Origin of the sequence: Enterobacter sp. ECC-219 (assembly GCF_043966805.1) — a bacterium.
Taxonomy (GTDB): Bacteria; Pseudomonadota; Gammaproteobacteria; order Enterobacterales; family Enterobacteriaceae; genus Enterobacter; species Enterobacter cloacae_N.
The window spans coordinates 4,518,568-4,534,960 of record NZ_CP143680.1; the positions used below are offsets into that span (position 1 = coordinate 4,518,568).

Consider the following 16,393-nt stretch of genomic DNA (forward strand, 5'->3'; position numbering starts at 1 on the left):
AAGCTCAATTGTTTTCGTTGGGCCTAAACGCATGGAGATTCCCCATGCAAGAAAAACTAAGCCGTTAACTGAGACGGAAATCAAACCCGCCTAACCTAAAGATGCCGATTACCAGCTTTATGATGGTGACGGGCTTACTCTGTTAATAAAGTCCAGCGGCAGTAAGCTCTGGCAGTTCCGTTACTATCGACCTCTGACAAAGCAGCGAACGAAGCAGAGCTTTGGTGCCTACCCTGCCGTCTCGCTTTCTGATGCACGTAAACTTAGAGCCGAATCTAAAGTTTTATTGGCGAAAGACATTGATCCTCAGGAACATCAGAAAGAACAGGTGAGAAATTCTCAAGAGGCCAAACCAACGCTTTCCTGTTAGTTGCTGAGCGTTGGTTGAATGTGAAGACATTACTAACATCGGGGTGTATTAATCAACGGGAGCAGGTCAGGAGCGTAGCGAATAAAACTCCTGATATATACCCTGTATCACCAGCATGTCATGCACTATTCTCGCACCTTAATTTAATCTGCTCACATTGAAGAATTATAAAAATAACTATATATGAACCCAAAAGTCCAATTATGAACATTAGCCAGCCATCATGACTGGCTATTTTTGGTTGAATATTGAATCAAAAAACTCAATGCTATTTTCGATTTCATTAAATGCTTCAGCAATATTTTCATCATCATCATCAAAATCAGGATCTCCTAACCATTGATCCTCATCACTATAAATCCCTTGCGCTTGATTATAAGTGTGAACTTCTAGCTTTTGTAATTTAAAAAAATTATAACTAAAATTTCCTTTATCGCTATTATCTAAAACTTCGTATTTTATTATGATATCTCTTCCTTTTTGGTTATGCGTATAGGATATATGTTCTTCAAACACATCAACGTTTGGATGTATAAACAAATAGCTTTCTTTGTTATAAGGTGTTATTTCATCATGAAAATTTTCTGATAAAAAATCAAGACGCCTTCCCTTTATTTTCATATTACATCTTTTGCATGAAGCGGCCAAGTTCCTCAAGTCAAACATTTTATAGACAAATTTGTGTTTTGGAAGTATATGTTCGATATCTATAACAAAATTAAATTCACCATGAAAGCTTCTCAGGCAATAGCAGCAAACATTTCTTTGTCTTTTTTTTAATGCTTCTTTTATTTTTGCTTTTAATACGGTTATTTTTTTATCATTCCATGATGAATGCCCTTTCTTAAGGCATTCAATTATAATCTTATTGTCTGCACAACTAAAATAAAGCATCTTACAATCTCTTTTCTTGTAATTTAAAAAGAAGCTCTATTACACTTTCTATAAAACTGATCTGGAGAGTATCAGTAGATGCATTTTTCATGTCTTCCAGCGTGGAGTTTGCTTCATGAAATGATATTATTCCTAAAGTATATTTCTTTAACAAAGTCTCGCAACACTCAGATAAATAACGATTTTTTGGAGTAAGGACTCCAAAGTAATCATAGTATATTTCTTCAATATTCAATCCAATACCAGGGTTTTCATACACTAACTCTCCTTCGCTAACTGTGGCCACCCTAATATTTGCATTATCTATATTATTTGGGATTGCTATGAATGGCGAGTGTGTAGCAATATAAACATCAACTGACTTTTTCCCAATAAAATTTATAATATTCTGTATATATTCCCTTTGCCACTTTGGGTGTAAACTATTTTCAGGTTCATCTATTAATATTATTGCTTCATCCTTATTATTATCAAACCCAGTGATGAACTTGATAATGAAAAGGCCAATCCCAAGCATGTATAGCTCTCCTGAACTAGCTTGTGACAAAGGGAATTCGACTCCTTTCTTCATTAAAAAAAAACTTGTACTAAAAAGATCATCCTCTATGTTCACTTTTTCCTTCACTATTTCATTTTTTGTTAAATGCCTACTGTATTCATTTATACCATCCATATTTTCTTTGTTTATTTTAAAAAAATGCTCTCTTTGTATATACTCAGAATAGTCACTATTTGCTGTTTTAGTTATTGTTTTTTGATTAAATTCCGCACCTATAGATCCTTCTATTGATATTTTATGTATTGTATTTTTGTTATCATTGTTTGTTTTTATTTTATAATTCGGCTTTTGAACTATATTTAAAAAAGGCTCAAACCCGATATATTCAAGAATATCCAACGCACTATTAATATTCAATGGCGTTATTATCTTATTGAATTCACCGTATAAAAATGACTCATAGCTATTTGTTTGCGCATGGGTGCTGGATATTAAGTACTGGGTTATTTTTCTTGACTCTATCTTTGGGAATTTATTGATTAATGAATTTGATATCACTGCAATTGAACTGTTATTTTTTTTACTTTCAAATACTTTCAATAAATACCTTGTTTTCCCCTTCCCATTTTCACCTAATATTATAGTTATATTTTTCATTGTCATATCCATCCTATCTATTCATAAAAAGTAGAATTATGATTCTTATCTATTATATATTTTTGTTGTCGCCTGTTAAAGAGTCGGCGCAGTTTAAGTCAAATAAAGTTAGCCCCCTTTCATATCAACACTATCGCCCCCCATTTTTTGCGCCTTCCCTTCCCCGCAAAAAATCAAAATCCCCAACAAACTCAACCACCTCCCCCACCAATTACAAGGACGCCAGCTCTGATGCAACACCAGGAATAAAAACACTCTAAATTCAACAAGTTGAATTATTTTCATTGCATATGCACTCATGCTCTCTGTATGAATCTTAAGCCTTTGGCATCACGTTATGCCTGATATATGGCAACTGCATTTCTCCAATGCACTACATCAACGCCTGAGCCTTAGACGATGTCTCTCGGCCTCACACAGTCAACATTTAAATTTCTTTTGGTATGCCAGACTGTAAATTTAACGGATGACTTCTTATCGATACATGTTTAAGGAGCAATAGCCGCTTCTGGCACTTAACGGACAAATGCGAAGATCCGCTTTGAGCGAACAGCAGAAAAAGAAATTCGATTACTGGACAATGAGTATTTCAAGTTCCGGTTGTTTGTAGCCCGGAACTTTACGTCTTTACTGATGCCCTCGATTGCACGGGATAGTCAACACTTAAACAGGCCTGCGAATGTTAAGCTCATATACAACACAGGGAACATCGTAATGCTGCTCAATTGCTTTGAAAGTCATACCTAACCTCTGCATCACACGCTGCGAGGGGATATTTTCAGGATCGGCAACCGCAACCAGATAAGTTGCGCCTATCCGTTCCACCGCGTAATCAATGATCGCTTTGGCTGCCTCTGTTGCGTAGCCTTTGCCATTGTGTTCCGGGACGAGACGCCAGCCAATCTCTAATGGTGCGCCATCCACATTTGCCAGGTGCTGGAGGCAAGCAGCGCCAACGATCGCGCCAGAGGTCTTCTCTTTGATTGCCCACCATGAGAAATTGTACTTATCCCAACGAGCCTGGACTCTTCTGATACCTTCCCAGGTTTCTTCAGGCGTTTTTACGATACCCCCGGTGATATAACGCATCACACCGGAATCACTATCCATTACCCTTAAGCCTTCATAATGAGAGTCATTATAGGGTTCAAGCTTTAAACGGGGCGTTTCTAACTCCATCTGCGATTCCTCTTACTTGAAAGTATTACATTAGAAGAACTTATCCCAATAACTCAACATAACACAATGTAAGAAACGTCTGCTTAAGGCACTCCGCCGAAATTTTCCTTTTCCCGAACATCGGAGCCTGGCTTTAGCATCGATTACAGTAACTAAACCGAGATGTCCATAACGGGATTTTGAGATTGGCTGCAACGGCAATGATGCTTTTGCTCCGGCCGCGTAAGCGACCGGAAATATGGATTTAACCTTTCTCAGAATACGCGTTCAGCATGGCAAGAACCGCCCAACGCGCCTCATCGTCTGCAATATTTTCTGGCAGAACATCAGCTCGAAGATTGATATAAGCATCAACAGCCTTCCTGATAGCCATACTGACGGAGTTACGATCGTGCGTCGCCAGCGTGGAAGTCAGCAGGCCATCAGGATCTATGCCGTGGAATTCAATACGGCGAACCCCACGTTGCGGAAGATTTGCGCGACGGTACAGCATAGGTCCCAGCACCTGCTCCCGGAAGAATGACAGCATACCAATCGCTTCGAAGAGCTCGCCCCTCCCCAGTTTAACCACTGCATAATGAAGCCAGATCCAGGCTCGGGACTCAAACCACTCCGGTGTCATGTCAGGCCAGTGAGCACTAAACGTTGCCAGCTGTCGCTCCAGAGCAGTGTTATCACGGGTAAATAACACTGCTGGCTCCTCAACGCGTTGAGTGAGCATTTCCAGAGTGACAAATTTCAGATCGACGTGAAGGAGTTCGGGGCCATACAGGCATATAAGCAGGCGAGGCTCTCCGACATGTTCCCCGGTGAAAGCATGGAGCAGATGGCCTGATGTTCCGGCAAGCAACCGACGCTGCGCCATAACTTCGTCATAGTAGAGAGGCTCTACGACAACGACAAAATCGAGATCGGAGTATTTATCAAACCCGCCATGAACAATCGAACCGCCAGCGAGAAGGGAGTGAATACGCGAATCAGCCTGAAATTTAAGCTTGAGTTGCTCTGCAAAACTTCTGTGTAAATCGGGTAACGTACTAAGCATACTTTTTCCTGTTCACAAAAAATACAAAGCATTACAGAATATCGTGCTGTTCATATACAGGCCAGATATTTTCAATGTGGGCTCCCACAGCAGCTTAACAAGGCAGTACCGTAACGTATGGCTGCGTTGAATTATGCAAAGGACTACACCTTCTCAAGGGAATGCGCTCCATCCCTTTGACCAATATCAACGACGCCTCCCCCTCCCCTTATGCAGAATAAAAAAACACCACCCAGCGCTACGGATTAGCCGCCCCAACCCGGAAGGAACCCCACAATGTACAGACCCATAACCATCATTCTCTTCATTCTCCTGACACTCGCCGCCCTTGCTGAAATAGGCTTTTTATCCTTTGGATAATCCTCAGGCGAACTCCCCATCATTAAGGCACATTGATCTCATTACAGTTTTTTCCTAAAGCCACCCCGCTTCGTCTGTGCCATGCTGAATCACGCTCATAACCGATAACGTTAAATGAGGATATTATGAAAAAAACAATTATCGCATTATCTGCCGTTCTGCTGGCTTCCCCAGTTTTTGCTGCGACCACACATGCAACTGACGATACCGTCGCTGCGGCGAACGCAAACGCCAACGAAGCGAAGCAAAAGCTGCACGAAGCGCAGAACAAAGGTGAAGAGCTGAAGCTGAAACAGCAGCATGCTGCGGAAGGTAAGAGCGAAAGCTTTGGCAGCAAAGTCAGCGAAGATTCCCAGAAAGCCTGGCATAAAACCAAAGAAAGCACCGAGAAAGGGTGGGATGCCACTAAAGAAGGCGCTGAGAAAGGCTGGAACAAAACCAAAGAAGGTGCCAGCGAGCTGGAAAAGAAAGTCACTGAATAACCGACACACTCACCTCAGGGCCGCGTTAGCGGCCCTTTTTATTGCTTCGAACAGAGGGTAGTAATGCAAACGTCCGACTGCCCATCCCCGTGGTCATATTTTTTCGACCTTAGTATCAGGCTAATGGATGAACCGTATTGAAAATAAAGCAGGTTATTATATTTCCGCTCGCAATAGCAGAATTCCCACACCTTATAAGAATATATTTTAAATTCTAATTAATATAATATATCCTACATCAAAAATGTTACCCTAACTTAAACACAAATTAAGCAGATTTAAATAATAACATTTTTAATTACATTCAAAAACGTCACTACCAATTATTGAATTACACCTAAAGCACAAATAAAACACACAAATTAAAAATAAAAAAACCAATAAAAACAACCCAATAAGAAAACAAACACATAATCCACATCAATAAATTAATGCCCTCTTCACGACTTACCCCTTTATTTACGAAAGCTTAATTTGCACATTCACCGTTTTCTGGCTATATCATTTTTATATCCTCAAAACCAATTCCTCTATTAATTACAGGGTTTTATAAGGCGAAAATACGCATAGCAAACATTCTGTCTGATAAGTAATTACATTCGCTCTGATGTTGCCACTCTGAATCCTGGCGGGCATCGTTCGCTCTAAAAAAGACGGTGAGTGCTGTTTAATAAACAGTAACTCCGCCGGGGGCGCCCTTTACCTTCTCCAGAGATGGCTCGTCTTGCTCGTCGTTCACGATAACTCTGCTGGAGTAATACCTAAATGAGCCAAATCTCTGTTATATCAAAACTCACTGGCGTGGAAACGACTACGGAAGGCACACAGGTTACGCTGAGCCATTCCTCTATCGTTGAGCTTCATGTAGAGCGAGCCGATGTCTCCCACTTCGCGCGAAGTGGTAACGATCTGGTGGTGACCCTGCACTCAGGGGAAGTGATCACCCTTAAAAACTTCTACGTCACCGACGCGCAAGGCGTGAGCCAGCTGGTGCTCCAGGAGAGTGACGGTGCGCTATGGTGGATTGAAGATCCAACCGGAGCCGCCACGTACGAATCCATCGCCTCTACGGACGCGTTGCTGGCCGCATCCGGAAGCGATGCCGGTGGAGCCGCCATCTGGCCATGGGCACTGGGCGGCATTGTTGCAGCAGGCGGTATCGCTGCGGCAGCAAGCTCCGGCGGTGGCGGAGGGGGAGACGACGACGATGGAGGTAACAGCAGCCCTACCCCCGGCTCGCCGGTCGATCCAACCAACCCGGATACAACACCGCCGAACGCGCCATCCAGCCTTCAGTTCTCGTCGGACGGTAAAAGCGTCACCGGTACCGCCGAGCCCGGCAGTACTATCACGCTGAAAGACGCGAACGGCAACGTCATTGGCACCGGGCAAACCGGCAGTGACGGCAACTTTACCGTGTCTCTCGGCACTCCGCTGACCAACGGCGAACAGGTGACTGCCACCGCGACGGATGCGGCCGGGAATACCAGCCAGGGCACAACGATTATGGCGCCGGATCTCACAGCACCCGATGCCCCGACCATCGGCAGCGTGACGGACGATGTCGCCCCACTAACGGGCTCGGTGACGAACGGCGGCAGCACCAACGATCCACGTCCGCAGCTCAGCGGCACCGCGGAGGCGGGCTCCACCGTGACCATCTATGATGGCGGAGTCGCGATTGGCACGGCGCTCGTCGCCAGCAACGGCACCTGGACATATACCCCGTCAGCTGACCTGACTGAAAGCACCCACCAGATTACCGTGCGGGCAACCGACGCCGCCGGCAACCTCGGACCGGCCTCACCGGTATTTACCCTCACCGTTGATTTTACCCCGCCGACCACGCCAACCGCGATTGTGCTGACCGACGACACGGGTGCGATCAGAGGAACCATAACCGCTGGCACGCCTACCGACGCTTCAAAGCCGATTCTGGCGGGAACGGGCGAGCCCGGTGGAACAATCACTATCTACGATAACGGTGTGGCGATTGGAACCACGACGGTACTGCCGAACGGCACCTGGAGCGTCACGCCGAGCGGCCCGCTCCCGGACGGGACGCACACGATAACCGTCGTTGAAACCGATGCAGCCGGAAACCAGAGTGCGGCCTCGGAGCCTATCATCTTCACCGTGGACACCACGCCGCCGCTGGCCCCCGGTGACCTCGTCGTTTCGAATGATGGCGGCACCATCACCGGCACCGCGGAACCTGGCAGCACGGTAACCATCCGTGAAGGCGACGCTATCCTTGGCACCCCGGTGGCCGACAGCGAGGGCAACTTTAGCCTGACGCTGACCCCGCCTAAGCTCAACGGCGAAATCCTGACCGCAGACGCCACCGACGCTGCGGGCAACACGGGGCCAGCAACCTCCGCAGCGGCGCCGGATGTCACCCCACCGCAGGCGCCGGTTATCGTGTCGGTGATTGACGACGTACTGAACACAACCGGACCCGTGGAGCAGAATGGGCTGACCAACGACCGGGCGCCGACCCTGAACGGCACGGGCGAACCCGGTTCGACCATCACGATTTTCAACGGCAGCGATATCATCGGCACGGTGGACGTCCCCTCATCCGGCCTGTGGAGCTTTACGCCGCCCTCACCGCTGGCCGATGGTACGTACGTGCTGACGGCAACGGCGACGGATGCCGCCGGTAACCCGAGCGGACAATCGAACGCGTGGACCATTATCGTCGACGGGACGGCGCCAGCCGCTCCGGTCATTACGCAGGTGGTTGACGATGTTCCCGAACGTACCGGCTCGCTCGACCTCAATGAGACCACCAATGATTCAACCCCGACGCTCAGCGGTACCGCCGCAGCAAATGCCACGGTGACCATTCGCGTGGACGGGGTTGATATTGGTACGACCGTCGCCGATGGCCTCGGCGCGTGGAGCTTTACTCCGGACATCCCCATCGCCGAGGGTCCCCATACCCTGACCGCCGTCGCGACCGACGCGGCAGGCAACATTAGCGACGTTTCCAACAGCTGGGGCATCACCATTGACAGCGTGGCCCCGGATGCGCCGGTCATTACCCTGGTAGTGGATGATGTGCCAGAGCGCCTCGGCGCGCTCAATCCTGGCGACAGCACCAACGACACCACGCCGACCATCAACGGCACCGCTGAGCCGGGCTCAACCGTCACCATTCGCCAGGACGGCGTCGATCTCATCACTGTCCCGGTCGACAGCAATGGCACGTGGTCCTTTACCCCCGCCACGCCGCTTGGCAACGGCACGTATACCTTTACCGCTGTTACCACCGACGGAGCGGGTAATACCAGCCCGGCGTCAGGTGGCTTTACCCTGACCGTCGATACCACGCCGCCAGCGGCGGCTACTATCGCCACCGTTACCGATGACGTCGGCGGCGTTAACGGGCCGCTTACCAGCGGCGACACCACCGACGACACCCAGCCGCAGCTGCAGGGCACCGCGCCGGCAGATACGGTAATCACCGTCTATGACGGCACCACCCTGCTCGGCACCGCGACCCTCGACGGCAGCGGCGGCTGGAGCTTTACCCCCGTTATCCCGCTTACCGACGGCCCGCACACGCTGACGGTGCATGCCACGGATGCCGCGGGCAATACCACCATCTCAACGCCGTTTGAACTGACGGTGGATACCGTCGCGCCTTCCACACCGGATATCCCGGCAATCACCGTCAATCCTGACGGCACAGAAACGCCGCTGAACCCGGGAGAAACCACCCGCGACACCACGCCGACCCTGAGCGGTTCCGGCAACCCGGGCGATACCGTGACGATCTACAACGGCGGCGTTAAGCTTGATGATGTGCTCGTGGACGGCACCGGCAACTGGACCTGGACGCCAGCCACCCCGCTGCCTAACGGCACCTATGACATTACCCTGACCGTCACCAACATGGACGGCACGGGCAACGAAAGCGCCCCGTCCCAGCCGGTCACCATCACCATTGACACCGATGCGCCAGTCGCACCTGCAGCACCGGTGATTACCGACAGCGTCAGCCAGATAACCGGCCCCGTTCCCGATGGTGGAACCACCAACGATCCGCGCCCGGTCCTCAGCGGCACCGGTACGGCGAACGATGTTATTAACATTACTGACACCGTCAACGGCACTCCGACCGTCGTGGGCACCGTCACGGTAGACAGCAACGGCAACTGGAGCTGGCGTCCTGACAGTAATATTGGGGAAGGTACCCACGTCTACACCGCCACCGCCACCGATGAGGCGGGCAACGTCTCTGACGCTTCGCCGGCGATTACGATTACCGTGGATACCGTTGCACCGGATGTCCCGGCGATTGGCGCCATTGGCGGCGCGCCGGACGATGGCTATATCACTGATGCAACACCAACCGTCGGAGGAACCGGCACGACTGGCGATACGGTGATCGTCTACAACAACGGCGTCGAGCTGGGGCGCGTGGTTGTGGTTAACGGAGAATGGAGCCTTACTCTCCCAACACAGACGGACGGCCCGCTGAATATTACCGTGGCGGGCGTTGACGCAGCGGGTAACGTCAGCGCGCTGAGCCCGGTCTTTACCGTCACGCTCGATACCGTTGCGCCTGAGATCCCCGTCATTAACGCCGTTGTTGACAGCCAGCTTTCCAACAACGTGCTGTATACGAAGGACGGCACGCCGACCCTTACCGGCACCGGTGAACCGGGCACCACAGTTATCGTCTCCGTAGACGGCACGCCATCGGGAGCGCAGGTAACCGTGCAGTCGGATGGCACCTGGAGCTGGACTGCCGACGCGACGCTGCTGGATGATACATACGTCTTCACTGTCGCTTCCAGCGATCCGGCGGGTAACCTCTCAGGCAGTTCAGCGCCGCTGAGCGTGACGGTCGATACCGTCGCCCCGGCCAATCCGGGCAACATGAGCCTGCCTGAGACAGGCACACCGCTGACCGGTACCGGCGAAGAGGGAAGTACCATTACCGTTAAGGACAGTGGTGGCACGATCATTGGTACCGGCGTTGTCGGCAGCGACGGCAGCTTCTCGATTGCGCTGAGCCCGGCGCAGCTGGATCCAACCACGCTGACCGTGACCGCCACGGACGCCGCAGGCAATCCAAGCGCCGATGTGCCTTTTATCGTCACCGACTCGCCGCTTGAGCTGCCGCAGGTGCCCGTCATCACGGCAATCGTCGATGACGCGGACCCGGTCACCGGCGATGTGAAAGGCAAAACCACCAACGATACCACGCCTACGCTTACCGGTACGGCCGAAGCGGGCAGCGTGATTACCATCTACCAGGACGGTAGCACGACGCCATTGACAACGGTGACCGCCGACGGCAGCGGCAACTGGAGCTATACGCCAGCCGCGCTTGGCGAAGGGCTGCACACCTTCGAGGTGACCGCGACCCTCAACGGTGCCACCAGCGGCCGCTCTCCGGCGGCCAGCGTGACCATCGATCTTACCGCCCCGGGCACGCCAACCATTGGCTCGGTCATTGACGACGTGGGTCCTGTCACCGGTCCGCTGACCAGCGGCCAGACCACTAACGACAACCAGCCGACCCTCACCGGCACCGGCGCGGTGGGTGATACCATCTCCATCTACAACAACGGCGTGCTGCTGGACAGCGTGATGGTCGGTAATACCGGCACCTGGAGCTACACCACGCCCGTCCTGCCGGAAGGCAGTAATGTTCTGACCATCCGCGAGACCGATCCGGCAGGAAATCAGAGCGGTCCTTCGGCGGACTTCACCCTCGTGGTGGATACCCTTTCCACTACGCCGGTCATCACCAGCGTAACGGATAATGTGGGCAATGATGCCACCCCGATAGTCAGCGGCAGCGAAACGAACGACGCCACGCCAACTCTTACAGGGACCGCGGACGCGAACAGCGTGGTGACCATTTTCGATGGCGCTACCCAGATTGGCGTGGTTACGGCGGATGGCACCGGCGCGTGGAGCTTTACGCCAGAGACCGCACTCGTCGAAGGCTCGCACAGCTTCACCGTCCTGGCGACCGACCCGCAGGGCAACGTCAGCGAAGCCTCAGCCCCATGGAGCGTGGTGGTTGACCTAACGGCGCCGACGGTTCCAACGCTGGATACGGTGAGTGATAACGTCCCTGGCGGCGTCACGGGCAACCTCACCAGCGGGCAGGCAACCAACGACAACACCCCAACGATTAGCGGCACCGGACAGGCAGGCAGCACTATCCACATCCTGAATAACGGTACGCAGATTGGTACGGCGACCGTCGACGGAACCGGTAACTGGTCCTTCACCCCGACCGCGCCGCTGGACGACGGCAGCTACTCCCTGCGCGCGTACGCAACGGATGCCGCGGGCAACGCCTCGGCTAACTCGTCGGTCTTCGCCTTCACCGTCGATACCGCAGGCCCCGGTGTGCCGCTGGTGACCAGCGTGATTGACGATGTCGCACCGACCACGGGAACGCTCACGTCGGGTAACAGCACCAACGACGCGCGTCCGACCTTCAACGGCACGGCCGACGTAGGTTCTACAGTGCACGTGATTGTTGATGGCAACGAAATTGGCACCGCCGTGGTCAACGCCCAGGGCAACTGGACCTTCACACCGGGTACCGATCTGCCCGACGGACCGCATGCCATCACCTTCAATGCCACCGACGCGGCGGGCAACGCGGGTACGGCAACGGCACCGTTTAACCTGACGGTGGATACGGGCGTGCCGTCTGCGCCGGTCATTTCAGCCGCGGCAGATAACGTGGGCAGTATTCAAACCCCGCTCACTTCCGGGCAGAGCACCGACGACACCACGCCAACGCTGAGCGGCACCGCGACGGCCAACGCCACGGTCACTGTCTATGAAAACGGTCAGCCGGTCGGCACTGCACTGGCAGACGGTACCGGCGCATGGAGCTTTACGCCGTCCGCACCGCTGGCCGCTGGCAGCCACACCTGGACCGCCACGGTGACCGATGCCGCCGGGAACGTTAGCCCCGCCTCGCCGGGCTTCACGCTGGTTGTCGATACCACGGTACCCACCGCGCCGGTTATCGGCCAGGCGATTGACGATGTGGGGACCATTACCGGTCCAATCACATCCGGGCAGACGACCGACGACACCGTACCGCGGCTGGTTGGTACCAGCGAACCGTTTGCCACCGTGAATATCTATGAGGGAACCACGCTGGTCGGAACGGGCACCGCAGACGGCAGCGGCAGCTGGAGTATCTTACTCAATACCACGCTGACAGAAGGTGCGCACAGCTTCACCGCGCAGGCCACGGATGCCGCAGGCAACACCAGCGCGTCGTCAGCCAGCTTCAGCCTGACGATTGATACCACGCCGCCAGCGCTGCCGGTGCTCACCAGCATCCTCGATGATGTCGGCAATGCGGCAACGCCGATAGCAGACGGTGGAACAACCAACGACGCGCAGCCAACCCTCAGCGGTACGGCAGAAGCGGGTTCTACGGTGAAAATCTTCGATAACGGCGTGCAGATTGGCAGCGTAACGGCCACCGGCGGGGCATGGAGCTTTACGCCTTCCCCGGCGCTGGGCAACGGCTCGCACAATTTGACCTTTACCGCCACCGATGCCGCAGGCAACGCCAGCGCGCCAACCGCCGGGTATAACATTAACGTTGATACCCTTGCTCCGGCCGCGCCGGTCATTAGCTCGGTAGTTGATGATGTGGGCAGCGTCATCGGACCGGTAACCGGCACCACTCCGACCAACGATACGCGCCCAACGCTGAGCGGGACCGCCGAAGCGAACGCGACGGTGCGGATCTACGATGGCATCACGCTGGTGGGCACCGTCACCGCCGATGCCAACGGCAACTGGACGCTGCCAGAAACCACCACGCTGACGCAAGGCACCCATAACTTCACCGCCACGGCCACCGATGCCGCAGGCAATACCAGCCCGGCATCGGCCGTGACGACGGTGATCGTCGATCTTACCGCCCCAACGGCCCCGACAGGGACCTTTAACGCCGACGGTAGCGTATTAACCGGGAATGCTGAAGCAGGCAGTACCGTCACGATCCGTCTCCCGGACGGTTCAACGGTAACGACCACAGCGGGCAGCAACGGCACGTACAGCTACACCTTCGTTAACAAGCAGACAGAAGGCCAGACGCTGCAAATCACCGCCACCGACGCGGCGGGCAACGTCTCGCAGCCCGGCTCGGCGCTCGCGCCGGTGGTGCCGCTCTCCGCCAGCAATAACGTCGAAGAGCTGGAGCTCAGCACCACGGCCACCGTCACCAACAGCCAGTACAGCGACTACGGCTTCCTGCTTGTTGGCGCCGTGGGCAACGTCCTGACGCTGCTCGGTAATGACTCCGCTCAGGTGAACTTCACCGTGGGCAGCGGCGGCAGCGCGGACATCGTCGTGAACGCCAACGCCACGGGGGCCGTGCTCTCTCTGCTCAACACCCTTGAGCTGGTGGTACAGCGCTTTGACACCGTTAACAACACCTGGACTACCGTAGTCGATACCGGACAGCCGCAGTTTGCCGACCTGCTGACCCTGGGGGCAACAGGCGTTTCGCTGAACCTGACCGGGCTGGCGGACGGCAACTACCGCGTGCTGAGCTATAACACCAACCTGCTGGCAACCGGCTCCTACACCAGCCTCGACGTGGCTGTGAAAGAGACCGGGCCGGGCACCGTTACGGGCGACACCAGCCTCGGCGGTAACGTGATCACCGACGTTGACCCAACCGCAGGCAGCGACAACGCTCCGGCAGGGGCAACGGTCACGGCCGTCACTAACGCCCAGGGTGTCACCACCAGCGTCACTGCCGACGGCACGGTGATCCAGGGTCAGTACGGTACGCTGACCATTAACCGCGACGGCAGTTACACCTACGATCTGACCAACACCAGCGCATCGGTGATTGGCCGGACGGAGAGCTTCAGCTACACCATCACCCATAACGGCGTCAGCGCGTCGGCGAATCTGGTGCTGTCGCTGGGCAGCGGTACCGCCACCAGCGGTATTGTCGCGGTTGACGATACGAACTCGCTGACCTTCGATACCACCGTCAACGCGATTGACAACGGTACGTCGTCCCAGGGCGGCTTTACCCTGGTGGGGATCAATCTCGGCAACACGCTGGGGCTGAACCTGCTGGACGATATGACCAACCCCATCATCTATAACGTGGAGGAAGGCACTACCCGCACCATGACCATCCAGGCTTCCGTTGGCGGCGTGGCCCTGGCATCGGTGTTCGACCTGTACATCTACAAGTTCAACAACGCGACGCAGACCTTCGAGCAGATGCGCGTTGAACCAGGCTGGCTGCGCGCGCCGCTGCTGGGCGGCACCTCGCCTCAGCTGACGCTGCAGCTGCCGGCCGGTGAGTACCTGTTCCTGCTGAATACGGCTGCGGGGATCACCGCCCTGACGGCCTACACGCTGGACGTGCTGCAGGATCATGTCTACAGCGTGGCGAGCGTCAGCGCGAGCACTACCGGGGACGTTCTGTCGGATGATATTGCGCCAGTCGGCACGCTGGTGACGGAGGTTAACGGCGTAGCGGTGAACAGCAGCGGTCTGACGAACATTACCGGCGAGTACGGTACGCTGAGCATCAACGCGGCCGGGGAGTACACCTACACCCTGAATAGCGGCGTTGGCGTTGACCACATCAGCACCCCGGATACCTTCGTCTACACCATTACCGCGCCGGACGGCACGAAAGACACGGCTTCGCTCAACATCACCCCAACCGCGCAGCCGATGGATGCGGTGAATGATGTCAGCACCGCGATGGACGTGACGTCGGTACACCACACCGCCGCGTACTCGGATACAACCGTCGGGTCGGCGAGCTGGAACGCCGCGCTGCTCACTTCAACCCAGGGCTCCGGCTCTGGCACCTTCGTGGTGGATGCCAATACCGCGCTGCACAACGTGGTGCTGTCGTTTAACGTCGACTCATTGCTGACGCTGACAGGGTTGACGGTTGACTGGACGCTGACCAACGGCGCCACCACCGTCAGAACCGGCTCGTTCAACGGCGGGCTGCTGCTGGGCGGCACGGCAACGGTCAACCTGACGGGTCTCGACCTGGAGGCGGGGACCTACACCCTGAGCTATACCGGCAGAATGGGGCCGCTGGGAGTAGGAAATATCACCATCACCCCAAACGTCACCGGCACCAGCTACTCGCTGTCGCAGTTCGACGCCACGGGCACCCACACCGTTGACGGCAATATTTTCGACGGCACCGGTTCCGCAGGGACGATGGACCAGCTGCACTCGGTGGATACCCGCGTGAGCATTACCGGCTACGACGGCGTTACCACTACGCTGGATCCCTACACCGGCAGCACGCTGTCGAGCATCACGGGTCACTACGGCACGCTGGCGATTGCCGCAGACGGCAGTTACACCTATACGCTCAACCCGGGGATATCGCTCTCTACCATTACCACGAAGGAGGTCTTTAACTACACCCTGACCGATGCCAACGGCACCACGGACACCGCGTCACTGACCATCGACATGGCGCCGAAATTTATCAGTTCGGAGCATAACGATGTGATTAGCGGTACGGCCTACGGCGACACGCTGATTTATCAGGTGCTGAACAGCACGGCGGGCAACGCGACGGGGGGCAACATCACCAGCGCCGGCGGCGACCACTGGACGAACTTCTCCCTGGCACAGGGAGACAAGATCGACATTGGCGACCTGCTGGTGGGCTGGGACGGTAATACCGCCTCGCTGGGGAGTTATATCAATGTCACGCAAAGCGGTAGCAACACTGTGATCTCCATCGACCGTGACGGCGCAGGGAGCACCTACACTAATACTGCACTCGTTACGCTTGATAACGTGCAGACCACGTATGAAGAGCTTGTGAACCAGCAACACATCATTACCTGATAGCACCTGCACGAGATGACCTGGGCGCGCACAGCGCC

Annotated in this window: 6 protein-coding genes and 1 pseudogene; 3 read left to right on the plus strand and 4 right to left on the minus strand. The window is 54.3% G+C overall.

The window, feature by feature from the left end; all coding sequences use genetic code 11:
- Positions 1–31: 31 nt before the first annotated feature.
- A pseudogene (locus V1603_RS21495) lies at positions 32–396 on the plus strand (integrase arm-type DNA-binding domain-containing protein); the annotation flags it as partial.
- Positions 397–601: 205 nt separating this feature from the next.
- Here the strand turns inward: V1603_RS21495 and V1603_RS21500 are convergent.
- From V1603_RS21500 to V1603_RS21515, 4 genes are all read right to left on the minus strand, one after another.
- Positions 602–1,264: an HNH endonuclease gene (locus V1603_RS21500; RefSeq protein WP_166712117.1), complete on the minus strand. Its 663-nt coding sequence runs from the start codon at positions 1,262–1,264 to the stop codon at positions 602–604.
- 1 nt (position 1,265) lies between these two features.
- A complete protein-coding gene (locus V1603_RS21505; RefSeq protein ID WP_166712119.1) occupies positions 1,266–2,420 on the minus strand; it encodes an AAA family ATPase in 1,155 nt (384 codons plus the stop codon).
- Between the two features lie 663 nt (positions 2,421–3,083).
- The gene (locus tag V1603_RS21510) at positions 3,084–3,599 is read right to left on the minus strand and encodes a GNAT family N-acetyltransferase (RefSeq protein WP_116343801.1); all 516 of its coding nucleotides are present in this window, start codon (positions 3,597–3,599) and stop codon (positions 3,084–3,086) included.
- A gap of 244 nt (positions 3,600–3,843) precedes the next feature.
- Complete coding sequence (locus V1603_RS21515) at positions 3,844–4,644, minus strand: nucleotidyltransferase domain-containing protein (RefSeq protein WP_395313241.1); 801 nt, start codon at positions 4,642–4,644, stop codon at positions 3,844–3,846.
- Positions 4,645–5,129: 485 nt separating this feature from the next.
- Here V1603_RS21515 and V1603_RS21520 point away from each other — a divergent pair, with 485 nt between their 5' ends.
- Both V1603_RS21520 and V1603_RS21525 read left to right on the plus strand, forming a co-directional pair.
- Complete coding sequence (locus tag V1603_RS21520; RefSeq protein ID WP_395313242.1) at positions 5,130–5,486, plus strand: hypothetical protein; 357 nt, start codon at positions 5,130–5,132, stop codon at positions 5,484–5,486.
- 765 nt (positions 5,487–6,251) lie between these two features.
- Positions 6,252–16,355, plus strand: a complete 10,104-nt coding sequence (locus V1603_RS21525) for a BapA/Bap/LapF family large adhesin (RefSeq protein WP_395313243.1) — start codon at positions 6,252–6,254, stop codon at positions 16,353–16,355.
- The last annotated feature ends 38 nt before the right edge of the window (positions 16,356–16,393 follow it).

Bases quoted from the DNA above. Each gene is read 5' to 3' on its own strand.
- V1603_RS21510 (WP_116343801.1), bottom strand. From the start codon at position 3,599: ATGGAGTTAGAAACGCCCCGTTTAAAGCTTGAACCCTATAATGACTCT.
- V1603_RS21500 (WP_166712117.1), bottom strand. From the start codon at position 1,264: ATGCTTTATTTTAGTTGTGCAGACAATAAGATTATAATTGAATGCCTT.
- V1603_RS21520 (WP_395313242.1), top strand. From the start codon at position 5,130: ATGAAAAAAACAATTATCGCATTATCTGCCGTTCTGCTGGCTTCCCCA.
- V1603_RS21525 (WP_395313243.1), top strand. From the start codon at position 6,252: ATGAGCCAAATCTCTGTTATATCAAAACTCACTGGCGTGGAAACGACT.
- V1603_RS21515 (WP_395313241.1), bottom strand. From the start codon at position 4,644: ATGCTTAGTACGTTACCCGATTTACACAGAAGTTTTGCAGAGCAACTC.
- V1603_RS21505 (WP_166712119.1), bottom strand. From the start codon at position 2,420: ATGAAAAATATAACTATAATATTAGGTGAAAATGGGAAGGGGAAAACA.